We start from the raw sequence: 25273 nt of genomic DNA, 5'->3' as shown, positions 1-25273 counted from the left end.
CGTTGCGCGGAGGGGTCGGCCGTCGGGCCGGCTCAGGGGTAGCGGCGCGGCGTCCAGGTGATCCTCGACCCGTCGGGCCGCTCGGTGACCCGGGTCTGCGAGGAACCGATAAGCAGGATGGTGCGCATGTCCACCTCGGCCGGTTCCAGTGCGGCCAGCGTGACGATCCGCACCGACTGCTCCGGCCCGCCCACGTCCCGCGCGACGACCACCGGGGTCTGCGGCGGCCTCAGTTCCAGCAGCAGCTCCCGGGCCTGCGCCACCTGCCACGTGCGGCTGCGGGAGCCCGGGTTGTACAGGGCGAGCACCAGGTCGGCGGCGGCCGCGGCGCGCAGCCGCCCGGCGATGACCTCCCAGGGCTTGAGCCGGTCGGACAGCGAGACCGTCGCGTAGTCGTGGCCGAGGGGGGCCCCGGCGGCGGCGGCCGCCGCGTTGGCCGCGGTCACCCCGGGCAGGACCCGTACGGGCACGTCCGCGTACTCGGGCTGCGCGGCCACCTCCAGGACGGCGGTGGCCATGGCGAAGACCCCGGGGTCACCGCCGGAGACCACGGCCACCCGCTTGCCGCGCCGCGCGAGGTCGAGGGCGAACTCGGCCCGCTCGGACTCCACCTTGTTGTCGGAGCCGTGCCGGACCTGGCCCGGCCTGGCGGGAACCCGGTCGAGGTAGGTCGTGTACCCGACGAGCACCTCGGCGTCGGCCAGCGCGCGCCGGGTCTCGGCGGTGATCCACAGCGGCCCGGCCGGACCGGTGCCGACGACGGCGACCTCGCCCGGCCCGGAGGGCACGCTGCCCGGGTTGCCGATCCGACTGGGCACGACGGCGACGGCGAAGTACGGCACCGACTCCGGGTCGGTGTCCGCCAGGAGCCCGGTGCGCTCGCCCTCCATCGTGGCGCGCTCCACGTAGCGGGCCTCGGCGAGCCGACCGCTGTTCTCCATGGCCCGCCGGACGGCGGGGAAGGTACGGCCGAGCTTCATCACGACCGCCGAGTCGGTGGCGGCGAGCCGGGCCGTCAGCTCGTCCTCCGACAGGGTGCCGGGCAGGATCGTCAGCACCTCCTCGCCCTCGACGAGGGGGGTACCGAGACGGGCGGCGGCGGCGCTCACCGAGGTGACCCCGGGGATCACCTCGGCCTCGTACCGGTCGGCGAGGCGCTTGTGCATGTGCATGTAGGAGCCGTAGAAGAGCGGGTCGCCCTCCGCGAGCACCGCGACGGTGCGGCCGGCGTCCAGGTGGGCGGCGAGGCGGGCGGCGGAGGCCTCGTAGAACTCCTCCATCGCGCCCTGGTAGCCGCCGGGGTGGTCGGTGGTCTCGGTGGTGACCGGGTAGACCAGCGGCTCCTCGACGTGGTCGTCGCGCAGGTGCTTCGCGGCGATCGAGCGGGCGATGGAACGGCCGTGGCGGGCGCTGTGGTAGGCGACCACGTCGGCTCGGGCGATCACCTCGACGGCGCGGAGCGTCATCAGGGACGGGTCTCCGGGGCCGAGCCCGACGCCGTAGAGGCGTCCCTTGGCCGGTGCGGTGCTCATTCGGCCACGCTCGCGATGGCGTTGACGGCGGCGGCGGCGATGGCGCTGCCACCGCGTCGACCCCGCACGATCAGGTGGTCGAGGCCCGAGGGGTGCGCGGCGAGGGCGTCCTTGGACTCGGCGGCGCCGATGAAGCCGACGGGCACTCCGATGACGGCGGCGGGCCGCGGCGCGCCCTCCTCGATCATCTCCAGCAGCCGGAACAGGGCGGTCGGCGCGTTGCCGACGGCGATCACGGAACCTTCCAACAGGCCCCGGTCGCGCCACACTTCGAGGGCGGCGGCGCTGCGCGTCGTACCCATCCTCGCGGCGAGTTCCGGTACGGCCGGGTCGGAGAGGGTGCAGATCACCTCGTTGTCGGCGGGCAGCCGCTTGCGGGTGACGCCGCTGGCGACCATCTGGACGTCGCAGAGGATCGGCGCGCCCGCCTCCAGGGCGGCCCGGGCCCGCAGGACGACCTCGGGGGTCCAGCCGAGGTCCTGCGGGAGGTCGGTCATGCCGCAGGCGTGAATCATGCGCACCGCGACCTGGGCGACGGAGGCGGGCAGTCCGGAGAGGTCCGCCTCGGCGCGGATCGTGGCAAAGGACTGGCGGTAGATGGCCGCGCCGTCCTTCTCGTACTCGAACACGGTGTACTCGCTCATTTCTTCACTGTCTTCACTGCGGCGGTGAGGTGGACGTGCTGGTGGTGCCGGCGTCGGCTTCGCCGCTCTCTTCGTCGCCGCTGTCGCGCGCGGCCTTGAGTGCGGCGGCCAGGCCTTCGCGGTCGGCCGGTACGGGTTCCCGCCCGTGCACGGAGAGGGCGTACCCGTCCCCGGTGGTGGCGACGAGGTCCACCCAGGCGGTGCCGCGCGGATGCCCGCACCGGCGCTCGCAGCCGGACCAGTGCACGGGCAGCGCCCCGGTCGAACCGGCGACGACGGCGCGCGCGTCGGCCCGTACGTCGGCCAGGGATTTGGCACAACCGGGCCGCCCCGTACAGGCGGTGACGGACTGCCAGGGGTCGTCCGGCCGGAGGACCAGACCGGCGGACTCGATCCGGTCGGCGCCGTCGATGGGCCCACGGGTGCTCGCCGACGGCAGGATGACGGTCCGCCAGGGGGTGATCCGCAGACCGCCCCCGCCCCGGGAGGCGACCCGCACGAGCACCTTCCACTGGTCGACGTCCATCCGCCCCAGGGGCGGCAGCACGCACAGCGGGGTCAGGTCTCCGGTGCCGGTGCCCCAGGGCCGCGGTGGCGGCGCGTACGGCCAACGGACGTCGGGCACGGGGGTGGCGTCGATCCCGGCGGCGGACAGGCGTCGCCCCAACTCGGCTGGATCCGGCACGTGTTGGGCGGGCAGTTCGGCGACGCGCCAGGCGCGGGTGCCGGCGGAATCGGCCGTGTCCAGGAAGTGTTCGGCTGCCAGCAGAGCCGCTCGGGGGGCGTCGGCGGCGGCCACTTCGAGGGCCCCGTCGCCGGCTCCGAGGCGGATCAGCGCCCGGCCCGCGGGCAGGGCCAGGGCGGTCACGTCGGGGTCGAGCGCGGCGACGTCGCCGCGGCCGTCGTCGAGGGCGAACAGGAACCGCCCCGACAGGGCTGCCGCGCGGCTGCTCGCGCACAGCAGCCGGTCCAGTTCCCCGACCCACGGCGTGATGTCGGGCCGGCCGTCGTCGAAGAGCCCGGACACCGGGGTGGCCACGATGTTGCGCACGCGTTCGTGGGTGGGCGCGGGCAGCAGGCCCGCCGCCGTCAGCAGCGTCGCCAACCCCGCGTCGCACTCCTGCGTCAGGCCCCGGAGCTGAACGTTCCCGCGCGAGGTGAGTTCCAGGTGACCGTCCCCGAAGCGGTCCGCCGCGAGCCCGAGCGCGGACGCCTGCTCCACCGTGAGCAACCCGCCGGGGATCCGGACCCGCGCCAGCAGCCCGTCGTCCGCCGCGTGCAGGCGCAGCGCGCCGGGGCAGGCGTCACCACGATCCCGCACGACGGGTTCGTCCCGCGATGCGGCGGAAGGGGGCTGGGGCATGGCCGCGAGCATACCCACGATTCCCCCGCCCCGATCTGTGTCCGTCGCCACCCCCACCCCCCGGACCAGCCAAGACCTCCACCGACACCGACACCGGCCCTCCGGCGGCACCGCCCCGGCCCTCAGCCTCCGCCCGATCCGGCACCGGCACCATCCAGCCGCGCCGGCGTTTGAGGCGCGGGGCGCGGGGCAGAGCCCCGCAAACACACCCGCACCCGACACCCGCACCGGCACCCCCGGACCACCCCCACCGGCCCTGACCACCCCGAACCTCCCGGCCAGGGACCCGGCCGCCTAGGATGACCCTCCGACGGACCGTTCGGCCCGTCATCGCCGAGGACGGCGACATGGGAGGAAGCCCGGTGCGAATCCGGCGCGGTCCCGCCACTGTGAACCCCGCGGAGCGATCGGCGGGGTGAGTCAGGAACTCCCGCCGTCCTCACTGCCCGGGGCGCGGAAACCCCGAGGAAGGCCTGCCGCCGCATGATCCTGTTGCTGTCGACGTCCGACACCGATCTGCTGAGCGCCCGCGCGGCGAACACGGCGGACGCCCCGGTCCCGTACCGGTTCGCGAACCCCTCGCGCCTCCCCCTGGACGACCTCCCCGGGCTCCTCGACGGCGTCGACCTGGTCGTCGTACGCCTCCTCGGCGGCCTCCGCGCCTGGCAGGAGGGCCTCGATCTGCTCCTGGCCCCCGACCAGACGCGCCCCGTGGTGGTGCTCACCGGCGAACAGGCCCCGGACGCGCAGCTGATGGAGGCGTCCACCGTCCCCATCGGCATCGCCGCCGAGGCGCACGGCTACCTCGCCCACGGCGGCCCGGCCAACCTGGGCGGACTCGCCCGCTTCCTCTCGGACACCGTCCTGCTGACGGGTCACGGCTTCGAGCCGCCCGCCGCCTCCCCGACCTGGGGGCCCCTGGAGCGGACCCCGGGCCGCAGCACAGGCCCGGTCGTCGCCGTGCTGTACTACCGCGCCCACCAGATGAGCGGCAACACCTCCTTCGTGCACGCCCTGTGCGAGGCCGTCGAGGCCCACGACGCGCAGGTGCTGCCGCTGTACGTGTCCTCCCTGCGCACCCCCGAGCCGGAGCTGATCACCGCCCTGGAGTCCGCGGACGCGGTCGTCACGACGGTCCTCGCGGCCGGCGGCACCCGCCCCGCCACCGCCTCCGCGGGCGGCGACGACGAGTCCTGGGACGCGGGCGCCCTCGCCTCGCTCGGCGTGCCGATCCTCCAGGCCCTGTGCCTGACCGGGTCGCGCGGCACCTGGGAGGAGAACGACGAGGGGTTGTCCCCGCTGGACGCCGCGACGCAGGTCGCCGTCCCCGAGTTCGACGGCCGACTGATCACCGTCCCGTTCTCCTTCAAGGAGATCGACGAGGACGGCCTGCCCGCCTACGTCGCCGACCCGGAGCGCGCCGCCCGCGTCGCCGGGATCGCCGTGCGTCACGCCCGGCTGCGGCACATCGACCGGCGCGACAAGAAGGTCGCCCTGGTCCTCTCCGCGTACCCCACCAAGCACTCCCGGATCGGCAACGCGGTCGGCCTGGACACCCCGGCCAGCGCCGTGGAGCTGCTGCGCACCCTGATCGCCGGCGGCTACGACTTCGGTCCGGCGGACGGCATCCCGGGTCTGGTCTCCGGCGACGGCGACGAACTGATCCGCGCGCTGATCGAGGCGGGCGGCCACGACCAGGACTGGCTGACCGAGGAGCAGCTGGCCCGCAACCCGGTCCGCATCCCGGCGGCCGACTACCGCCGCTGGTTCGCGGAGCTGCCGGCCGAGCTGCGCGAGAGCGTGGAGCAGCACTGGGGCGAGGCCCCCGGCACCATGTTCGTCGACCACTCGGCGAACCCGGAGGGGGACATCGTCCTCGCGGCGCTGCGCCGCGGGAACCTGCTGATCCTGATCCAGCCGCCGCGCGGCTTCGGCGAGAACCCGATCGCGATCTACCACGACCCGGACCTGCCGCCGTCGCACCACTACCTGGCGGCGTACCGCTGGATCCAGGCCCGTGAGCAGGACGGCGGTTTCGGCGCCGACGCGATGATCCACCTGGGCAAGCACGGGAACCTGGAGTGGCTGCCGGGCAAGAACGCGGGCCTGTCCGCGTCCTGCGCGCCGGACGCCGCGCTCGGTGACCTGCCACTGATCTACCCCTTCCTGGTCAACGACCCGGGCGAGGGCACGCAGGCCAAGCGCCGCGTGCACGCCACCCTGGTCGATCACCTGGTGCCGCCGATGGCGCGCGCGGAGTCGTACGGCGACATCGCCAGGCTGGAGCAGCACCTGGACGAGTACGCGCAGATCTCGGCGATGGACCCGTCGAAGCTGCCGGCGATCCGGGCGCAGATCTGGACCCTGATCCAGGCGGCGAAGCTGGACCACGACCTGGGGCTGGAGGAGCGTCCCGACGACGACGGATTCGACGACTTCCTGCTGCACGTCGACGGCTGGCTGTGCGAGGTCAAGGACGCCCAGATCCGTGACGGGCTGCACGTGCTCGGTGGTGCGCCGACCGGTGAGGCGCGGGTGAACCTGGTCCTCGCGATCCTGCGCGCCCGCCAGATCTGGGGCGGTACGACCGCCCTGCCGGGTCTGCGCGAGGCCCTCGGTCTGGACGAGTCCGCGGCGACGCGCACCTCGGCCGACGCCGTCGAGGAGCAGGCCCGCGCGCTGGTCCGGGCGATGGAGGACGCGGAATGGTCCGTCGACGCGGTCGCCGGGGTCGCCGACGGCCACTCCGCGGACGTCGCGGCCGTGCTGGAGTTCGCCGCGCGCGAGGTCGTACCGCGTCTGGCGGGCACGACCGACGAGATCGCCCACGTGGTGTCGGCGCTGGACGGTTCCTTCGTGCCGGCCGGTCCGTCGGGCTCCCCGCTGCGCGGTCTGGTCAACGTCCTGCCGACCGGCCGCAACTTCTACTCCGTCGACCCGAAGGCCGTCCCGTCGCGCCTCGCGTGGGAGACGGGCCAGGCGCTCGCCGAGTCGCTGCTGACCCGCTACCGCACCGACAACGGCGAGTGGCCGACTTCGGTCGGTCTGTCCCTGTGGGGCACCAGCGCGATGCGCACGGCGGGCGACGACATCGCCGAGGCCCTGTCGCTGTTGGGCGTCCGACCGGTGTGGGACGAGGCGTCGCGCCGCGTCACCGGCATCGAGGCGATCCCGCTCGCCGAGCTGGGCCGCCCCCGCGTCGACGTGACGTTGCGCATCTCGGGCTTCTTCCGCGACGCGTTCCCGCACGTGATCGGTCTCCTCGACGACGCGGTGCGGTTGGCCGCGTCCCTGGACGAGCCCGCGGAGTCGAACTTCGTGCGCGCCCACACCCAGGCCGACCTGGCCGAGCACGGTGACGAGCGGCGCGCGACGACCCGCATCTTCGGGTCGCGTCCGGGTACGTACGGCGCCGGCATCCTCCAGTTGATCGACTCCCGTGACTGGCGCACGGACGCCGACCTCGCGGAGGTCTACACGGTGTGGGGCGGATACGCGTACGGCCGCGGCCTCGAAGGCCGCCCGGCCCGGGACGAGATGGAGACCGCCTACAAGCGGATCACCGTCGCGGCGAAGAACACGGACACCCGCGAGCACGACATCGCGGACTCCGACGACTACTTCCAGTACCACGGCGGCATGGTGGCCACGGTCCGCGCCCTGCGCGGCACGGCCCCCGAGGCGTACATCGGCGACTCCACCCGCCCGGAGACGGTCAAGACCCGCACCCTGGTGGAGGAGACCTCCCGCGTCTTCCGCGCCCGCGTCGTCAACCCCAAGTGGATCGAGGCGATGCGTCGCCACGGCTACAAGGGCGCCTTCGAGCTGGCGGCGACGGTCGACTACCTCTTCGGCTACGACGCCACGACCGGGGTGGTCGCCGACTGGATGTACGACAAGCTGACGGAGACGTACGTCCTGGACCCGACGAACCGCGCCTTCCTGGAGGAGGCCAACCCCTGGGCCCTGCACGGCATCGCCGAGCGCCTGCTGGAGGCGGAGTCCCGCGGCATGTGGGAGAAGCCGGACCCGCAGATCCTGGAATCCCTGCGCCAGGTCTACCTGGACACGGAGGGCAACCTGGAGGGCGAGGCGGAGTAGCACGGCCACGCTGGCGGCATGTGCCACTACTGCGGATGCCGCCAGATCCCGCTGATCAAGGAATTCATCGCCGAGCACGAGGTGGTGGCCGACGCCGCGGGGGACGCCGTGCGCGCCCTTGACGCGGGCGACGTGGTCGGGGCGCGCACACTGCTCTCCACCATGAGGACCGTTCTCCTGGCCCACTGGGCGGGCGAGGAGAACGGCCTCTTCGCCGTCATGGCGTCGGACCCCGAGTGCGCCGTCCACATCGAGGCCCTCGTCGCGGAACACCGCGAGCTGGCGGCCTTCCTCGCCACGGCCGACCTCGCGTCCCCCGGCGACGCCGAGGCCGTCCGCCGGGCGGTGGACGAGCTCCACCACCACATCGCCAAGGAGGAGGACGGCCTCTTCCCCGCCTCCCTCACCGCCCTGACGGGCGACGAGTGGAACCTCTCCATCGACGCCTGGCGCACGGCCCACCCGGACCGCAGCCCCCGCCAGGCCGGCTGAGCCGGCCCTGCGGACCGGACCGGCCGGTCTCCCACCGTCGGCCGGCCCCCGTCGGGGCCCGCCGGTCCCGCTCGCGCGGGCGTTGTCGCGGAGGGCGGCACCGGTGGGCGACACCTCGTTCCCGCCGCCCTTATCCCCCCTGGCCGCACGCCGCCCCGGTAATCGCCCCGCGTCACCTGATGCGGTGAACTCCCCCTTATCCAAGGGCCGTCAGGGGTAGGGCCCTGCTGATCTCGTGCCGGGGGGACGGAACGCCGGCTCCCCGCACCCGTGGACGAAAGGCCGACCCCGTCGTGACGCAGCCGTTCCAACTGCCGGATTTCTACGTGCCCCATCCGGCGCGACTGAACCCACACCTGGAGGACGCCAGGGCCCACACCAAGAAGTGGGCCCGGGACTTCGGGATGTTGGAGGGTTCCGGTGTGTGGGAGGAGAAGGACCTCGACTCCCACGACTACGCCCTGCTCTGCTCCTACACCCACCCCGACTGCGACGCGGCCGCGCTGTCCCTGGTCACCGACTGGTACGTGTGGGTCTTCTTCTTCGACGACCACTTCCTGGAGATGTACAAGCGCTCCCAGGACCGTGACGGGGCCAAGGCGTACCTGGACCGGCTCGCCGCCTTCATGCCGATGGACATGGCCGACGGGTTCCCCGAGGCCACCAACCCCGTCGAAGCGGGTCTCGCCGACCTGTGGGCCCGTACCGTCCCGGCGATGTCGATGGACTGGCGGGACCGGTTCTCCCTGTCGACGAAGAACCTCCTCGACGAGTCCATGTGGGAACTCGCCAACATCAACATCGGGCGGGTGGCGAACCCCCTCGAATACATCGAGATGCGCCGCAAGGTGGGCGGTGCCCCCTGGTCGGCGGGCCTGATCGAGTACGTCTCCGCCGAGGTCCCGGCGCGCGTCGCGCACTCGCGGCCGCTGGGTGTGCTGCGCGACGCCTTCTCCGACGCCGTGCACATCAGGAACGACATCTTCTCCTACGAGCGCGAGGTCACGGACGAGGGCGAACTCTCCAACGCGATCCTGGTGTTGGAGACCTTCCTCGACTGCACGACCCAGGAGGCGGCCGAGGCCTCCAACGACCTGCTCACCTCCCGACTCCACCAGTTCGAGCAGACGGCGCTCGTCGAACTCCCCCAACTCTTCGCCGACCACGTCCTGGACCCGACGGAGATCGCCGCGGTCCTCGCCTACACGAAGGGCCTCCAGGACTGGCAGTCCGGCGGCCACGAATGGCACATGGTCTCCAGCCGCTACATGAACAAGGAGGCAAAACCCACCGCCCCGCTCACCCTCCCGTTCCTCCCCTCGGGCCTGGGCACCACCGCCCTCGACCTCGGGTCCCTGTTCACCCGCCGCTCGACGGAGCTGCGCCGGCGCTCCTTCACCCACGTCCCCTTCGAGCGCACCGGACCGTCCGTGATCCCGGACCTGTCCCTGCCGTTCCCGCTCTCGCTGAGCCCCCACCTCGACCACGCCCGTGAGGGTTCCGTGGCCTGGTCCCGCCGCATGGGCCTGCTCGACCCGCAACCCGGCGACCCCGGCTCCGCGATCTGGACGGAGGACAAGCTGCGCGGCTACGACTTCGCGCTCTGCTCCGCCGGCATCGACCCCGACGCCACACCCGAGGCGCTGCTGCTGAACGCGTGCTGGCTGACCTGGGGCACGTACGGGGACGACTACTACCCGGTGGTGTTCGGCGGGGCGAAGAACCTTTCGGCGGCCAAGGCCACCACGGCCCGGCTGGTCTCGATGATCCCCGTCGACCATGCCGAGCAGCCGCCGCCGGTCACCGCGATGGAACGTTCCCTCGCCGACCTGTGGGTTCGTACCAGCGTGGAGATGCCACCAAGGGTCCGTGGCGAGTTCCGGGCCACCCTGGTGAGCATGCTGGAGAGCTGGGTCTGGGAGATCGAGAACCAGATCCTGAACCGCATCCCGGACCCGGTGGACTACGCGGAGATGCGCCGCAGCACCTTCGGCTCCCACCTGACGATGTACCTGTGCCGGCTGGGCCTCTCCGGCCGGGGCATCCCCGAGGAGATCTACGCCTCGGGGACCATCCGGTCCCTGGAGAACGCGGCGGCGGACGTGGGCTGCCTGATCAACGACATCTACTCCTACCAGAAGGAGTTGGAGGTGGAGGGCGAGGTCCACAACCACCTGCTCGTCACCCGCAACTTCTTCGACATCGGTTACCCGGAGGCGCTGCGGATCTGCCACTCGCTGATGCGGCAGCGCGTCGAGGAGTTCCAGCACATCGTGGCGAACCAACTGCCGTTGCTGTGTTCCGACTGGAAGCTGGACGCCGACGCGACGGCCGGCCTCGACGCGTACGCCGGCGAGCTCGGGGACTGGCTGGCGGGAATCCTCAACTGGCACGAGAAGTGCCGGCGTTACCGCGAGGAGGACCTGCACCGGCCTGCGGGGGTCCTGGCCACGGGGGTCCTGAGCCCCGACTTCGGCATGTCGGCGGCGAGGATCTCGCTGCCCGCCTGAGGGGAGCCGGGCCACGGGCACCGGCGGCCGGGACGGACCGCTCGCCCGTCCCGGCCGCCCGGCCCGCCAGGCATCAGAACTCGTCGGCCGTGTGCGGGAGTACGTCGGTGCGCAGGGCGGCGTCCAGCGCGGCGGCCGTTCCGGTCGTGCGTTCGGCGACCAGCCCGGCGGCCACGAGATCGACCATCCGGGTCCCCCCGAGGTAGCAGGCGGCCAACTCCCGCACGTCCAGCGTCAGATCCGGCTCCGCCCGGGCCGGTTCGTACGTCGCCCCGCCCGGGCCCGCCTTGAGCCGGAACCGCCCCGCGTTCGCGGGCCTGCGCACGTCGGCCACGTCCAGGACGAGTTCCACGGGTGCGGCCCAGTCCCGGGCGGTCAGCGCGGCCCCCACGTCTACCAGGCGCAGCCAGAGCGCCGGGAACTGGGCGGTGACCCTGACCTGGTCGCGGTCGGCGGCGAAGTGCAGGAGCGGATCGTCGGCGGGTCGACCCCAGGCCCGTACCCGGCCCGTCAGGTCCAGGGAGGCCACGCAGTCCCACAGGGCGGCGGCCACGGCCGGGGTGTCCGCCTCCAGTTCGTCGACGCGCACCAGTCCGGTGGTGCGGCCGGGGCCGGCCGCGTCGTCCTCCGGCTTCGTGCGGAAGAGGACGTATCCGGCGACGGGTTCACCGGGGTCGCCGAGGACGATGATCCGGGGCGGCCCCAACTCCTCGTCCTCCTCGTCCTGTTCGCAGAGCCATTCCTCGGCCCAGCGCTCCGGGCTGCGGCTCGGGCGGCCCGCCCGTTCCCCCCGGGCGGCCTCGTGGCGGGGTCCGATCACGGCGAGGGCGTCCTGCGGTGCGACGAGGCGCAGCGGGCGGGGGTCGGGGGCGATGCGCAGGGCCAGCGGCCGGCTGGAGTCGATCTCGATGGTGAGGCCCTGGGTGGCGGCGCCGTAGCCGAAGCGCCCGTAGATGGCGGATTCGGAGGCCCACAGGGCGGCGAGCGGACTGCCTTCCGCTGCGGCGCGGCGCAGGTGCTCGCCCATGAGGGCGGTCAGGACGCCCCGGCGGCGGTGGGTGGGGGCCACGGACACGAAGGTGAGGCCGGGGCAACCGAGTTCGCCGCCGGGGACGGAGAGCCGGAAGTCGTGCGCGGCCGCGAATCCGACCAGCGCGGCGCCGTCGTAGGCGCCCAGGCGCGAGCAGCGGCCGAGCAGGGCGTGGTGCCGCTCGCGCCCTTCGGGTTCGGGACGGTCGTGGAAGACCAGATAGGCGAGCTCCTGGGCGCGTTCGATGTCGGCCTCGGGTACCTCGCGGATGTCCAGCATGATCGTGAGACTAATCGGTCATCGCCCACCGGTCACCCCATAAAGGCCCCATGTACCGAAATGGCCGGTTCCAGCCCTCCGAGGCGCCGGCACGCCCGCTCGCGCCCGCTCGGATCCGCCGGGTCCCACGCCCGCGCCGCGCGCCGGTCGCCCCGCGGGGAGCACCGGCCCGGCGGCGCCCGCCGTACGCGAAAAGGGCGCACCCCGTGGGGTCGCGCCCTTTCTCCGACGTCCGGCCGTCACTCGCTGCCGGCCGTCACTCACCGCTTCAAGCGACGGAGCCGATCCTGCCGATCACGGAGTTCGAGGTGTCGTGGTGGATCGGGATGTGCGCGCCGGTGAGGGCGGCCCCGGTGCCGCCGCGGCGGTTCGCGACGATCTCGGCGGCGATGGACAGCGCGGTCTCCTCCGGGGAGCGGGCGCCGAGGTCCAGGCCGATCGGGGAGCGCAGCCGGGCCAGTTCGAGCTCGGTCACGCCGACGTCGCGGAGCCGCTTGTTGCGGTCCTCGTGGGTGCGGCGGGAGCCCATGGCGCCGACGTAGGCGACGGGAAGCTTGAGGGCAAGTTCGAGGAGCGGGACGTCGAACTTGGCGTCGTGGGTGAGGACGCACAGGACGGTCCGGGCGTCGACGGCGCCCGCTTCGGCCTGGGCGTCCAGGTAGCGGTGCGGCCAGTCGACCACGATGTCGTCCGCCTCGGGGAAGCGGTTCTTCGTGGCGAACACGGGCCGGGCGTCGCAGAGGGTCACGTGGTAGCCGAGGAACTTGCCGATCCGCACGAGGGCGGAGGCGAAGTCGATGGCGCCGAAGACGATCATCCGCGGGGGCGGCACGCTGGATTCGACGAGCACCTTGAGGGGCTCTCCGCAGAGCCGCCCGTCGGCGCCTATCTCCAGTACGCCGGTCTTCCCGGCGTCGAGCATGGCGCGGGCCTCCTCGGCGAGGGTGCGGTCCAGCTCGGGGTGTCCCCCGAAGCCGCCCTCGTAGGACCCGTCGGCGCGGACGGTGACGGCGCGGCCCATGAGCTCGGAAGGGCCTTCGGCGATCCGGGCCACCGCGGCGGCCTCGCCGCGGGCGGCGGCGGCCAGGGCGGCCGCCAGTACCGGGCGCAGGGGGGAACCCACGGGGACCGGGGTGACGAGGATGTCGATGATCCCGCCGCAGGTCAGACCCACGGCGAAGGCGTCGTCGTCGCTGTACCCGAAGCGTTCCTGGACGGTTTCGCCGTCTTCGAGCGCCTGCTGGCACAGCTCGTAGACCGCACCCTCCACGCATCCACCGGAAACCGAACCGATCGCGGTGCCCTCGCCGTCCACGGCGAGCGCGGCGCCGGGCTGCCGGGGTGCGCTCCCGCCGACCGCCACGACCGTGGCGACGGCGAAGTCGCGTCCCTGCTCGACCCACCGGTTCAGTTCTTCGGCGATGTCCAGCATGTGCGGCCTCCTCGGAGGGGTTCGGTTTCCAGTATCGAATACGTGGAGGGTGCGGTACTTCGACCGATCGGTCGACCGGGCCCGATGGACCCGGTCGACCCGGCCGGTCGGTGCTGCGACCCGGGTCAGTGGACCCCGAGCCAGCCCTCGATCGGGTTGAGGGCGAAGAACACCAGGAAGATGCCGGTCAGCACCCACATGAAGGCACCGATCTCGCGGGCCTTGCCCTGCGCGACCTTGATGGCCACGTAGGAGATGACACCGGCGGCGACGCCGGCCGTGATCTGGTAGGTGAACGGCATGATCACGACGGTCAGGAAGACCGGGATCGCGGTCGCGCTGTCGGCCCAGTCCACGTGGCGGGCGTTCTGCATCATCATCGCGCCGATGACGACCAGGGCCGCGGAGGCGACCTCGCCGGGGACCACCTGGGTGATCGGGGTGAAGAACAGGCAGGCCGCGAAGAAGAGGCCGGTGACGACGGAGGCGAGACCCGTGCGGGCACCCTCACCGACGCCGGTGGCGGACTCGACGAACACGGTCTGGCCGGAGCCGCCCGCGACACCACCGATGGCGCCACCGGCGCCGTCGATGAACAGGGCCTTGGACAGGCCCGGCATGCGGCCCTTGTCGTCGGCCAGCTTGGCCTCGGTGCCGACGCCGATGATGGTGGCCATCGCGTCGAAGAAGCCGGCGAGCACCAGGGTGAAGACGATCATGCCGATCGTCATGACGCCGACGTCGCCCCAGCCACCGAACTCGACCTTGCCGAAGAGCGAGAAGTCGGGCATCGAGACCGCGGAGCCCGAGAGCTCCGGCGGGCCGTTCTTCCAGGCCTTGGGGTCGATGTCGACGATCGCGTTCAGGATCGCGGCCAGGATGGTGCCGCCGACGATGCCGATCAGGATCGCGCCGGGGACCTTGCGGGCCTGGAGCATGAAGATGGCGAGCAGGGTGATGCAGAAGAGCAGGACGGGCCAGCCGGCGAGCTCACCGGCGGGGCCGAGGGTGACCGGCCCACCGACCTGGGAGCCGTGCACGAAGCCGGCCTTCACGAGGCCGATGAGGGCGACGAAGAGGCCGATGCCCATGGTGATGGCGTGCTTGAGCGCGAGGGGGATCGCGTTCATGATCATCTCTCGGAGGCCGGTGACGACCAGGAGACAGATCACGACGCCGTACATCACGCACATGCCCATGGCCTGCGGCCAGGTCATCTGCGGTGCCACCTGCGAGGCGAGCACGCCGGAGACGGAGAGTCCGGCGGCGAGCGCGAGCGGCACCTTGCCGACGAAGCCCATGAGGAGCGTGGTCAGGGCTGCCGCGAAAGCGGTGGCCGTGATCAGCGCCGCCGGCGACATGGTGTTCCCGGCGACGTCCTTGCCGGAAAGGATCAGCGGGTTGAGCAGCAGGATGTACGCCATGGCCATGAAGGTCGTGATACCGCCACGAACCTCGTTGCCGACGTTGGATCCTCTGTGCGTTATATGGAAATACCGGTCGAGCCAAGATCGGCCCGCGGGATTCAGAGTGCCGTCGCCGGCCTCTTCCGCGGTGGTCTTGGGCTCCACTGATGACTGGGTCATGGTGCCTAACTCCCAAGGTTCAAAGGGGCACCCGCATAAAGACTGGAGACACGGGATTTGGGAAACTGCGTTTGGCTGCACGACCCGGGGTGACGGCCCGAGGCGACGCGAATGTTCACTGCGTTTACTGCGGGTAGTGCGGGGGTGACCGCTGGTACTACGTGGGGGTTTCTGCAGGGGTACTGCCAGGTGCGAGGACCGCGAGCGGTGCGGTACTTCGTGCTCCGGGCGGCGGGACCGAAAGTGTGACGTTCCCTGTCCCGCCACCCGGAAATCCGGGGGTGGGTCCGGGGGCCGAGGCCCCCGGACCATGCCGTCCTAGAGGGTGCCGGTGAGGGCTTCCGGACGGATCGGCGTCTTGTTGATCTCCAGACCGGTCGCCTGCCGGATCGCCGCGATGACGGCCGGGGTGGACGAGAGGGTCGGGGCCTCGCCCATGCCGCGCAGGCCGTACGGGGCCTTCGGGTCGGCGAGCTCCAGGACGTCGACCGGGATGGTCGGGGTGTCGAGGATGGTCGGGATCAGGTAGTCCGTGAAGGAGGGGTTGCGCACCTTCGCGGTCTTCGGGTCCACGATGATCTCTTCCATGATCGCGACGCCCAGGCCCTGGGTGGTACCACCCTGGATCTGGCCGACCACGGAGAGCATGTTCAGCGCCTTGCCGACGTCCTGGGCGGTCGCCAGCTCGACGACCTTGACCAGGCCCAGCTCGGTGTCCACCTCGACGACCGCGCGGTGCGCGGCGAAGGTGTACTGGACGTGCCCGTTGCCCTGGCCGGTGACCAGGTCGAAGGGCTCGGTCGCCGCGTGACGGAATTCGAGTTCGAGGTCGATCGCGTCCTCGCCCTCCAGGATGTCGGCGATGTCCGCGAGGACCTCGCCGCCGTCGGTGACGACCTTTCCGCCTTCGAGGAGCAGCTCGGCCGTGGCCCACGCCGGGTGGTACGAGCCCTTCTTGCGACGGCCGATCTCCAGCAGTGCCTCGCGGACCGCCTCACAGGTGTTCTTCACGGCGCCACCGGTCATGTACGTCTGCCGGGAGGCGGACGTGGAACCGGCGGATCCGACCTGCGTGTCGGCCGGGTGGATCGTCACCTGCGTGACGCCCAGCTCGGTGCGGGCGATCTGCGTGTGGACGGTGATGCCGCCCTGGCCGACCTCCGCCATGGCCGTGTGGACCATCGCGACGGGCTCGCCGTTGATGACCTCCAGGCGCACGCGGGCGGTGGAGTAGTCGTCGAAGCCCTCGGAGAAGCCGACGTTCTTGATGCCGACCGCGTAGCCGACGCCGCGGACGACGCCCTCGCCGTGGGTGGTGTTGGAGAGGCCGCCGGGCAGCGCGCGGACGTCCGCGCCCTCGCCGGCCGACTCCCACTGACGCTCGGGCGGCAGCGGGCGGGCCTTGACCCGGCGCAGCAGCTCGGCGACGGGCGCCGGGGCGTCCACGACCTGGCCGGTCGGCATGACCGTGCCCATCTCCATGGCGTTGAGCTGGCGGAACTCGACCGGGTCCATGCCCAGCTTCTCCGCGAGCTTGTCCATCTGGGCCTCGTAGGCGAAGCAGGCCTGGACGGCGCCGAAGCCGCGCATCGCGCCGCACGGCGGGTTGTTCGTGTAGAGCGCGATCGCCTCGATGTCCACGTCCTCCAGGACGTACGGACCGACCGAGAGGGAGGAGGCGTTGCCCACGACCGCCGGGGAGGCGGACGCGTACGCGCCGCCGTCCAGGACGATCTTGCACTTCATGTGCGTGAGCTTGCCGTCCTTGGTGGCGCCGTGCTCGTAGTACAGCTTCGCCGGGTGGCGGTGCACGTGGCCGAAGAAGGACTCGAAGCGGTTGTAGACGATCTTGACCGGCTTGTTCGTGGCCAGGGCCAGGAGGCAGGCGTGGATCTGCATCGAGATGTCCTCGCGGCCACCGAAGGCACCGCCGACGCCCGAGAGCGTCATGCGGACCTTCTCCGGGGGCAGGCCGAGGACCGGGGCGATCTGCTGGAGGTCCGAGTGCAGCCACTGGGTGGCTACGTACAGCTCGACGCCGCCGTCCTCGGACGGCACGGCCAGACCGGACTCCGGGCCGAGGAAGGCCTGGTCCTGCATGCCGAACGTGTACTCGCCCTCGACGATGACGTCGGCGCGCTTGCGGGCCTCTTCCACGTTGCCGCGGATGATCGGCTGGCGGTGCACGATGTTCGGGTGCGGGACGTGACCGATGTGGTGGTCGTCGCGGCCCTCGTGGATCAGCGGCGCGTCCTCGGCGAGGGCGGAGGCCTCGTCCGTGACGAGCGGCAGCTCACGGTAGTCGATCTTGATCTTGGCGGCCGCGCGGCGGGCGGTCTCCGGGTGGTCGGCGGCCACGAGGGCGACCGGCTCACCGTGGTGACGTACTCGGCCGTTGGCGAGAACGGGGGTGTCCTGGATCTCCAGGCCGTAGTTCTTCATCTCGGCCGGCAGGTCGTCGTACGTCAGCACCGAGTACACGCCGGGCATGGCGAGCGCCTCGGAGATGTCGATGGAGACGATCTCGGCGTGGGCGACGGTGCTGCGCAGCGTCTGGCCCCACAGCATGTCCTCGTGCCACATGTCCGAGGAGTACGCGAACTCGCCGGTGACCTTGAGGGTGCCGTCCGGGCGGAGGATGGACTCGCCGATGCCGCCCTTGTTGTGCTTCTGGGTGACGTTCGTCGGCGTACCGGCGGGCACGGTGCGGGTGTTCTGAGCCATGGTCAGACCGCCTCTCCCTGACGGGCGGCCGCGAGGCGGACCGCGTCGAGGATCTTCTCGTAACCCGTGCAGCGGCAGAGGTTGCCGGACAGGGCCTCACGGATGTCCTGGTCGGACGGGTCGGCGTTCTCCTCCAGCAGCGCGTCCGCCTGGACGAGCAGACCCGGGGTGCAGAAACCGCACTGGACGGCGCCGGCGTCGATGAACGCCTGCTGGATGTTGGAGAGCTCGATGCCCTCACCGGTCTGGGAGTCACCGGGCTTGGCCGCCCAGCGCTTCGCCTCGTCGGTGGTCACGCCCTTGCTTCCGCAGCCGCCGCCGGTGCCGCAGGCACCGCCGTGGCCGTGCTCCTCGCGCTGCTTGGCGAAGTCCGCCAGGCCTTCGACGGTCACGACGTCGCGACCCTCGACCTGACCGGCGGCCACCAGGCAGGAACAGACCGGCACGCCGTCCAGACGGACGGTGCACGAACCGCACTCACCCTGCTCGCAAGCGTTCTTCGAGCCCGGCAGGCCCATGCGCTCGCGCAGGACGTAGAGGAGGGACTCGCCCTCCCACACGTCGTCGGCTTCCTGCTGACGACCGTTGACAGTGAAATTGACGCGCATGGTTACGCAGCCCCTTCGAGCGAGCGGCCGTTGGTGCCGCGGTACTGCTCCCACGTCCAGACGAGCTGGCGGCGAGCCATGATGCCTACCGCGTGGCGGCGGTACTTCGCCGTGCCGCGGACGTCGTCGATCGGGTTGGCCGCGCCGGAGGCGAGGTCACCGAACTGCTTGGCGATCGACGGGGTGATGACCTTGCCCGACTCCCAGAAACCGCCCTCTTCGAGCGCGGCGTTCAGGAACTCCTCGGCGGCCTTCGCCCGGATCGGGGTCGGCGCGGCCGACCCGATGCCGGTGCGGACCGTGCGGGAGTCGGGGTGCAGCGCCAGACCGAACGCGCACACCGCGATGACCATCGCGTTGCGGGAGCCGACCTTCGAGTACTGCTGCGGCCCGGAGGCGTTCTTGATGTGGATCGTCTTGATGAGCTCGTCGGCGGCCAGCGCGTTGCGCTTGACGCCCGTGTAGAACTCGTCGATCGGAATCAGTCGCGCGCCGCGGACCGACTCGACCTCGACCTCCGCGCCTGCCGCGAGGAGGGCGGGGTGCGAGTCACCGGCCGGCGAGGCGCAACCGAGGTTGCCGCCGACACCGCCGCGGTTGCGGATCTGCGGGGACGCGACCGTGTGCGAGGCGAGCGCGAGACCCGGCAGCGTACCGCGCAGGTTTTCCATGATCTGGGTGTACGGGACGGAGGCGCCCAGCTTGGTGACCTCCTCGCCTACCTCCCACTCCCGCAGCAGACCGATGCGGTTGAGGTCGAGGAGGTACTCCGGACGGCGGTGGTCGAAATTGATCTCGACCATGATGTCGGTGCCACCCGCAATCGGCACAGCTGTGGGGTACTCGGCCTTAGCGGCGAGCGCCTCCTCCCAGCTGGCGGGGCGAAGGAAGTCCATGTGCGGCTCTCTTCTTCTTCATCGTGTCGTTCACTTCAAGCCAGGAGGCCGAAGGGCCCTCGACTGGTCGTTCACGTGCTGTTAATGCGGTGTGGAGTCAGTACACAAGCCGCGCGTCCCTCGGGTGCAGTCACCGAAACCATGAAGGAGTTGGCTGGGGGCCTCCCTCGTCTTGTAGATTCGTATGAAAGGCAGGATGCGACGACCTGCCCGATTTCCAACGGCAACATCGAGACAGATCGGCGGCGACATCATGCGGCTGCGCGCACTGCTGGAAACCGAGGCGCTGGGGCTGCGGCTGCTGGGCGGCGAGGACGAACTCGACCGGACGGTCCGCGGGGTCATGACGACCGACCTACGGGACCCGAGCCGGTACCTGTCGGGAGGAGAACTCGTCCTCACCGGCCTGGCATGGCGAAGAAATTCAGCCGATTCCGAGCCGTTCGTACGAATCCTCGCGAGCGCGGGCGTCGCGGGCCTCGCGGCCGGCGAGGCCGAGCTGGGCGACATCCCCGATGATCTCGTTTCAGCCTGTCGGCGCAACCGGCTGCCGCTGTTCGCGGTGAACGAGGACGTTGCATTCGCCACCATCACGGAGTACGTGGTGCGGCAGGTCTCCGGGGAGCGCGCGGGCGACCTCGCGGCGGTCGTGGACCGCCACCGGCGACTCATGACGTCGGGCCCGGCCGGCGGGGGACCCGATGTGGTGCTGGATCTGCTCACCACGGACCTCGATCTGCGGGCCTGGGTGCTCTCGCCCACGGGCCGGCAGATCGCCGGCGCCGGTGAGCCGCTGGCTCCGGGCGTCTGCGCGACGCTGGCGAGCGAACACCTCGCGGCGGTCCGGACCGGCCGCAGGGGCCCGCACCGGCTGTCCATCCAGGGTATTACCTACTCGCTGTTCCCGATCAGGGGACACGGACGGGGCCCGGGTCCCGCCGCCCGTGACGTGCGCGAGAGCGTGCTGTCGGACTGGCTGCTGGCCGTCGAGGCGGACGCGGGCGACTGGCCCGCCGAGCGGCTGGATCTGCTCCAAGGCGTCACCCAGCTGATCGCGGTCGAGCGGGACCGCCGGGACGCGGCCCGTACGGTGCGCCGCCGGCTGGCCCAGGAGGTGCTGGAACTGGTCCAGACGGGCGCCGCGCCCGCCGAGATCGCGGCCCGCCTGCGGGTGGCCGCCCCGGTGCTGCTGCCCGGTCTGGGCGGCGCCCCGCACTGGCAGGTCGTGGTGGCGCGAGTGGACTGGGACGGCGGGGACATCCCCGGCGGGCCGGTGGCCCAGTCGCTGCTGGAGGAGATCCTGGTCGACCCGTCGATCGCGGGACCCGAGCCCTCCGACCGGATCGCGGTGGCCCATGCGGGTGACGAGGCCATCGCGCTCGTGCCGCTGCCCTCGCTCCCCGGGGAGCCCGGGGAGGACAAGGGCGGCCCCGATTCCGCCCTGCACGCCGACGTGCTCCTGGCCTCCGTCCGGGAGCCCCTGGCGGCCGGTCTGGCCGACGACGGACGGCTCACCCTCGGCGTCAGCGCCGCCGTGCACTCCGCCGAGGGGCTGCGCGGCGCACTGGAGGAGGCCCGGCACGCCCGCCGGGTCGCCGCCGCCCGTCCGGGCCGGGTCTGCGCGGCCGGGCACCACGAGCTGGCCTCGCACGTGCTGCTGCTGCCGTTCGTCCCGGACGACGTGCGCAGGGCCTTCACGGCCCGCCTGCTGGACCCGCTGCGGGACTACGACCGGCGGCACCGGGCGGAGCTCATCCCGACCCTGGAGGCGTTCCTGGACTGCGACGGCTCCTGGACCCGCTGCGCGACCCGACTGCACCTCCACGTCAACACGCTGCGCTACCGGGTCGGGCGAATCGAGCAGCTGACGGCGCGGGACCTGTCCCGGCTGGAGGACAAGCTCGACTTCTTCCTCGCACTGCGGATGAGCTGAGGAAAGACCGCCCCGCCCCACCTCCCGGGGGCGGTGCGCGGGGACGGGCGTACGGGGCGGGGCCGCTGACACCTCGTCCGGACTTTGTGAAAGAGTTCACCCGACCCCTTGGCCGATGCAGCCGATCCGTGCTCTCATTTCGCCCCAGGGCTCAACGACGTGCTGCTTGGTTGCTTCGGGGAGGGCAATGTGGCGGATACCGCCATGTCCGGTGCGGGATCAACGGGGGGCGACGACCCCCTCCAGCGAGCGATATGGCGGCTGCGCTCGCGCGGCTGTTGGAGCGACGCGGCGGCCCTCCTGACGCCCCACGCGCACAACGCGGGCGCCGCCGTGCAGCGCACCGCGCTCCTGGTGGAACGGTGTCTGTTCACCGGCCAGGGGTGGGCCGAGGCGGAGGACGCGCTACGGGTCGCGGAGGCCGTGGCCCGCGACGACGACGAACGGGGCGCCGCCGCGTGCGAACGGGGCCAGCTGGCCTACGCCGCCACCGTGCTCGGGGTCCGCGACCGGGCCGACGAGGCCCGCTCGGCCCTCGGCCGCTCGGCGGCCCTGCTGTCCGCCGGGTCCCGGACCCGGCCGCTGCTGGACTTCCGGCGGGGGCTGGTCGCGGAGCACCTGTCGGACTCGCCGCAGGCGGCCCTGCCCGCCTACCGGCGCGCCCACGCCGGGGCGGTGACCCACGGGGACACCCTGCTGCTGTCCTTCACCTGGCGGCACCTGGCCGCGCTGGCCCTGCGCGACGGGGAGGTCGCCGAGGCCCGCAAGGGCTTCACGGAGTCGCTGCGGATCCGTGAGGAGCTGGGGTTCCTGGTCGGCACGGCCCCCGCCCTGGCGGCCCTCGCCGAGGCCGAGCCCGAGCCGGAGGCCGCCCGGCTGCGCGCGGAGGCCCGTCGCCTGTTCCACCTGCTGGGCGGCATCCCGACCTGGCTCGCCGACCAGCTCCACCCGTCGCCGGCGTAGGGCCGTCGTCGGCATAGGGCCGTCGCGGGGCGGACTGGGAGCCGACGAGGGCTCCGGCCGCCGCGGCTCAGCGGGCGCCGGCGAAGTGCTCCCGTACGAGTGACTCCACGACCGGGAGGTCCCCCGCGATCAGGGCCTCCAGGAGGGCGGAGTGCTCGGCCGCGTCGGCGACGAGGTCGGCGCGGCGGACGCGGGGGGCTCCGGGCAGGGGCCACTGGGCGCGCCGGTGCAGTTCCTCGGTGAGCCGTACGAGCTCGGCGTTGTCCGCGAGGGAGAGCACGGCCCGGTGGAAGGCCCGGTCGGCCGACGCGTAGCCGGACAGGTCGCCCGCGGCGGCCGCCTCGGCCGTGGCGAGGGCGCCGGGGCGCAGTGATTCCCAGGTCTCGACCGCGACGGTGCGGGCGAGGCGGAGCATCACGGGGACTTCCAGCAGGGCCCTGACCTCGGCCAGGTCCGCCAGGGAGCGGGGAGTGCGGGTCAGGACCCGGAACCCGCGGTTGGGCAGGCATTCCACCGCCCCTTCCAGGGCGAGCTGTTGCATCGCCTCCCGCACGGGGGTGGCGGAGACCCCGAACCGTTCACCGAGGGCCGGACCGGAGTAGATCTCCCCCGGCGCCAGCTCGCCCGCCACGAGGGCGGCCCGCAGGGCGTCCAGCACCTGCGCGCGCACCGAATGGCGCAGCACCTTCGGGGTGTTCTGTACGGGAATCGACGGGTTCGTCGATTCGGCGGAGTGGTCCGCTGCGTGCATTCGGCCCTCCTCCGGGTTTCGACCGGCTCCGAGAATAGGCCAAGGTCAGCGGGGTGGAAGGGGCCGGGCGCACCGAATCCGTCGAGGTGCGGGGAATTCCTGGCGGCGGGGGGTGGACGCACGACACCCCGAAGGTCAGGTAAGGTAAGGCTTACCTTTCAATGATCGCGTGATTCGGTGGTCCGTCATGACCGGCTTGGCTGTCGACGTCCTGCTCCCGCCCGCACCCGCCCCGGCCGGCTCTCCGGTGGCGGACGCGTACGAGCGCCTGACGGCGGCCTATCCCGGACTGAGGATCACGGAGCACGACGCGCACGAGCCCCTCCCTCGCGGTGTGGGATGGGTCGGCGCGGACGAGCTCGCGGCGGGCGGGGAGGCGGTCGACGCCTTCCTCGCCTGGGACCACGCCCAGGTGCTGCGCGACTACGGCACCCCGGGGCGGCCCGACGTGGTGGCCGGGTTCGGGTTGCACCGGTACGCCTGGCCCGCCGTCCTGCTGATCACGATCCCCTGGTTCCTGGACCGCCGGGTTCCCCGGCTGCCGGTGTCCCGGGTGGCGTACCACCGGACCCGCGGCGAGATGGCCGTACGGGTCGAGACCTTCGCGTGCCTGCCGGACGATCCGGCGGCCGCCCTCCCCGGGGCCCGTGTCGTGCCCGACGAGGAGTCACTGCGGAGCGAGGTGCGGGCAGCGGTGTCCCAGCACCTCACCCCACTGCTGGAAGGTTTCGGCCCGCGGACTCGACGCGGCCGGCGGGCCCTGTGGGCGATGGCGACCGACGACCTCGTCGAGAGCCTGTGGTACCTCGGACAACTGCTGGGCGAGGAGCCGCGGGCGATGCGGGAGTTGGAACTGCTGCTGCCCGGCTCGACCGCCCCGTACACGGGCGGGGCGGGCTTCCGCACCCTGCGCGGACCCGAGGGCCAGGAGCTGTCGACCCGCGACCGTGCCGGCTGCTGCTTCTTCTACACGATCCGACCGGAGGACACCTGCACGACCTGTCCGCGCACCTGCGACGCGGACCGCGTCGCCCGACTCGTGGCGGAGGCCGCCACCGACTGAACCCACCCGCAGGGATGAAGCTGAATCGAACTCAACCCCATTGATACGAGCGACAGTTCGAGTCACAACACCCTATCCGACGGGCCCCGCCCCCCGATGGCGTCCACTTGCCCCGAAACCCGCGTGCACCACGGACCGGCTGCGTCACTATGGCGCCCGGAAAGCCGCATACGCGAGGCAAGGGACATCCGCATGAGACTGACCGACATATCGCTGGACTGGCTGCTGCCCGGCAGCCTGTTGATCCTGGGCGTACTTGCGGCAGTGGCGGTACTGGCCCGGGGCAAGCGGGAGGGCGAGAAGGCCGCGACCGAGGACAGTTGGGAACGCAGCGAGGAACGGCGACGGCGCAAGGAAGCCGTCTACGGGACCGCCTCCTACGTCCTGCTCTTCTGCTGTGCGGCGGTGGCCGCGGCGCTCTCCTTCCACGGACTCGTCGGTTTCGGCCGACAGAACCTGAACCTGTCCGGGGGCTGGGAGTACCTGGTCCCCTTCGGCCTCGACGGCGCCGCGATGTTCTGTTCGGTGCTGGCCGTGCGCGAGGCCAGCCACGGCGACGCGGCCCTCGGGTCCCGCCTGCTGGTCTGGATGTTCGCGGGCGCGGCCGCCTGGTTCAACTGGGTGCACGCGCCCCGCGGCCTCGGGCACGACGGCGCCCCGCAGTTCTTCGCGGGGATGTCGCTGTCGGCGGCCGTGCTGTTCGACCGTGCCCTCAAGCAGACCCGCCGGGCCGCGCTGCGCGAACAGGGCCTGATCCCGCGGCCGTTGCCGCAGATCCGGATGGTCCGCTGGCTGCGGGCCCCGCGCGAGACGTTCGGCGCGTGGTCGCTCATGCTGCTGGAGGGTGTCCGCACCCTCGACGAGGCCGTGGACGAAGTGCGCGAGGACAAGAAGGAGAAGGAACAGGACCGTCACCGCAGACGGGAGCAACACCGCCTGGACCGGGCCCACATCAAGGCCCTCGGTCGGCAGAACCGGGCGTTCGGCAGGGCCCGGGCCCGACAGGTCGACATGCCGGGGCTGACCCCCGGAACGGGCTCCGCGCCGGTCGGCGCGGAGCCGGCCATACCGGAAGCGGGACAGCTGCCCCTGCGCCGCCGGCCCTCCCTGCAGGCCGTCAACGGAACCGAACCCCTTGACCCGTCCGGCGCCCGGACGGTCGACCTGACCGCCGAGGACGACACCCAGACGATTCCCCGGCTCGACTCACTGGAGCGCAAACTGAAGGACCTGGAGCAGCAGTTCGGCTGACCCGAACCGCTCGAACGACACGGCGGGGGGGGGGGGGGGCGGGGGGGGGGGGGGGGGGGGGGCCCCCCCCCCCCGTGCTGGTTCCCCAAGAGAAACGGGAGAACACCCAACCCAA

Annotated in this window: 17 protein-coding genes and 1 riboswitch; of the genes, 7 read left to right on the top strand and 10 right to left on the bottom strand. The window is 72.1% G+C overall.

The window, feature by feature from the left end:
* Nucleotides 1-32 precede the first annotated feature (32 nt).
* Genes ACZ58N_RS29615 through ACZ58N_RS29605 form a run of 3 tightly spaced genes read right to left on the bottom strand, consistent with a single transcriptional unit; the run spans nucleotide 33 to nucleotide 3551 of the window.
* Entirely contained in the window at nucleotides 33-1532 is a 1500-nt protein-coding gene (locus ACZ58N_RS29615) for a precorrin-2 C(20)-methyltransferase (protein WP_471165901.1), read from the bottom strand.
* Nucleotides 1529-2176, bottom strand: coding sequence for a precorrin-8X methylmutase (locus ACZ58N_RS29610; RefSeq protein WP_362878441.1), 648 nt, complete (start codon nucleotides 2174-2176; stop codon nucleotides 1529-1531). Before ACZ58N_RS29610 ends, ACZ58N_RS29615 begins: the two co-directional genes overlap by 4 nt.
* 13 nt (nucleotides 2177-2189) lie before the next feature.
* Nucleotides 2190-3551, bottom strand: coding sequence for a cobalamin biosynthesis protein CobG (locus tag ACZ58N_RS29605; RefSeq protein WP_471165899.1), 1362 nt, complete (start codon nucleotides 3549-3551; stop codon nucleotides 2190-2192).
* A 318-nt stretch (nucleotides 3552-3869) separates the two neighbouring features.
* Nucleotides 3870-3969, top strand: a riboswitch (cobalamin riboswitch).
* A gap of 53 nt (nucleotides 3970-4022) precedes the next feature.
* Here ACZ58N_RS29605 and cobN point away from each other — a divergent pair.
* The 3 genes from cobN (at nucleotide 4023) to ACZ58N_RS29590 (ending at nucleotide 10642) form a co-directional block, all read left to right on the top strand.
* Nucleotides 4023-7640, top strand: coding sequence for a cobaltochelatase subunit CobN (cobN, locus tag ACZ58N_RS29600; RefSeq protein WP_471165896.1), 3618 nt, complete (start codon nucleotides 4023-4025; stop codon nucleotides 7638-7640).
* 18 nt (nucleotides 7641-7658) lie between these two features.
* Entirely contained in the window at nucleotides 7659-8132 is a 474-nt protein-coding gene (locus ACZ58N_RS29595) for a hemerythrin domain-containing protein (RefSeq protein ID WP_471165893.1), read from the top strand.
* A gap of 293 nt (nucleotides 8133-8425) precedes the next feature.
* A complete protein-coding gene (locus ACZ58N_RS29590) occupies nucleotides 8426-10642 on the top strand; it encodes a terpene synthase family protein (protein ID WP_471165891.1) in 2217 nt (738 codons plus the stop codon).
* A gap of 73 nt (nucleotides 10643-10715) precedes the next feature.
* On the opposite strand, the gene ACZ58N_RS29585 is transcribed toward ACZ58N_RS29590, so the two are convergent.
* The 6 genes from ACZ58N_RS29585 to ACZ58N_RS29560 all read right to left on the bottom strand — a co-directional run bounded on the left by ACZ58N_RS29585 (nucleotide 10716) and on the right by ACZ58N_RS29560 (nucleotide 19197).
* Nucleotides 10716-11951, bottom strand: a complete 1236-nt coding sequence (locus tag ACZ58N_RS29585) for a GNAT family N-acetyltransferase (RefSeq protein WP_471165888.1) — start codon at nucleotides 11949-11951, stop codon at nucleotides 10716-10718.
* Nucleotides 11952-12219: 268 nt separating this feature from the next.
* Nucleotides 12220-13383, bottom strand: a complete 1164-nt coding sequence (locus tag ACZ58N_RS29580) for an XdhC family protein (RefSeq protein WP_471165885.1) — start codon at nucleotides 13381-13383, stop codon at nucleotides 12220-12222.
* Between the two features lie 125 nt (nucleotides 13384-13508).
* Nucleotides 13509-14969: an NCS2 family permease gene (locus tag ACZ58N_RS29575; protein ID WP_471165882.1), complete on the bottom strand. Its 1461-nt coding sequence runs from the start codon at nucleotides 14967-14969 to the stop codon at nucleotides 13509-13511.
* A 318-nt stretch (nucleotides 14970-15287) separates the two neighbouring features.
* Entirely contained in the window at nucleotides 15288-17693 is a 2406-nt protein-coding gene (locus tag ACZ58N_RS29570; RefSeq protein WP_471165880.1) for a xanthine dehydrogenase family protein molybdopterin-binding subunit, read from the bottom strand.
* 2 nt (nucleotides 17694-17695) lie between these two features.
* Complete coding sequence (locus tag ACZ58N_RS29565) at nucleotides 17696-18301, bottom strand: (2Fe-2S)-binding protein (protein WP_471165878.1); 606 nt, start codon at nucleotides 18299-18301, stop codon at nucleotides 17696-17698.
* A gap of 2 nt (nucleotides 18302-18303) precedes the next feature.
* Nucleotides 18304-19197 (bottom strand): FAD binding domain-containing protein, encoded by an 894-nt coding sequence (locus ACZ58N_RS29560; protein WP_471165876.1) that lies wholly within the window; start codon nucleotides 19195-19197, stop codon nucleotides 18304-18306.
* A gap of 253 nt (nucleotides 19198-19450) precedes the next feature.
* Between ACZ58N_RS29560 and ACZ58N_RS29555 the strand changes: the two genes are divergently transcribed.
* Together ACZ58N_RS29555 and ACZ58N_RS29550 are read left to right on the top strand one after the other, a co-directional pair.
* Complete coding sequence (locus tag ACZ58N_RS29555; RefSeq protein ID WP_389710114.1) at nucleotides 19451-21130, top strand: PucR family transcriptional regulator; 1680 nt, start codon at nucleotides 19451-19453, stop codon at nucleotides 21128-21130.
* A 189-nt stretch (nucleotides 21131-21319) separates the two neighbouring features.
* A complete protein-coding gene (locus ACZ58N_RS29550; RefSeq protein ID WP_471165873.1) occupies nucleotides 21320-22093 on the top strand; it encodes a hypothetical protein in 774 nt (257 codons plus the stop codon).
* A 67-nt stretch (nucleotides 22094-22160) separates the two neighbouring features.
* Here the strand turns inward: ACZ58N_RS29550 and ACZ58N_RS29545 are convergent, their stop codons facing one another.
* A complete protein-coding gene (locus ACZ58N_RS29545; RefSeq protein ID WP_471165871.1) occupies nucleotides 22161-22844 on the bottom strand; it encodes a GntR family transcriptional regulator in 684 nt (227 codons plus the stop codon).
* A 187-nt stretch (nucleotides 22845-23031) separates the two neighbouring features.
* Between ACZ58N_RS29545 and ACZ58N_RS29540 the strand changes: the two genes are divergently transcribed.
* Nucleotides 23032-23907 carry a (2Fe-2S)-binding protein gene (locus ACZ58N_RS29540; protein WP_471165869.1) on the top strand — a complete coding sequence of 292 codons (876 nt, stop codon included), beginning with the start codon at nucleotides 23032-23034 and terminating at the stop codon, nucleotides 23905-23907.
* Nucleotides 23908-24099: 192 nt separating this feature from the next.
* The gene (locus tag ACZ58N_RS29535; RefSeq protein WP_471165867.1) at nucleotides 24100-25158 is read left to right on the top strand and encodes a DUF2637 domain-containing protein; all 1059 of its coding nucleotides are present in this window, start codon (nucleotides 24100-24102) and stop codon (nucleotides 25156-25158) included.
* Nucleotides 25159-25273: the final 115 nt, after the last annotated feature.

This window comes from Streptomyces sp. NPDC040432 (assembly GCF_055595445.1).
Note: the sequence above shows the minus strand (reverse complement) of the source record. Positions and strands in the feature narration are given on the sequence as shown.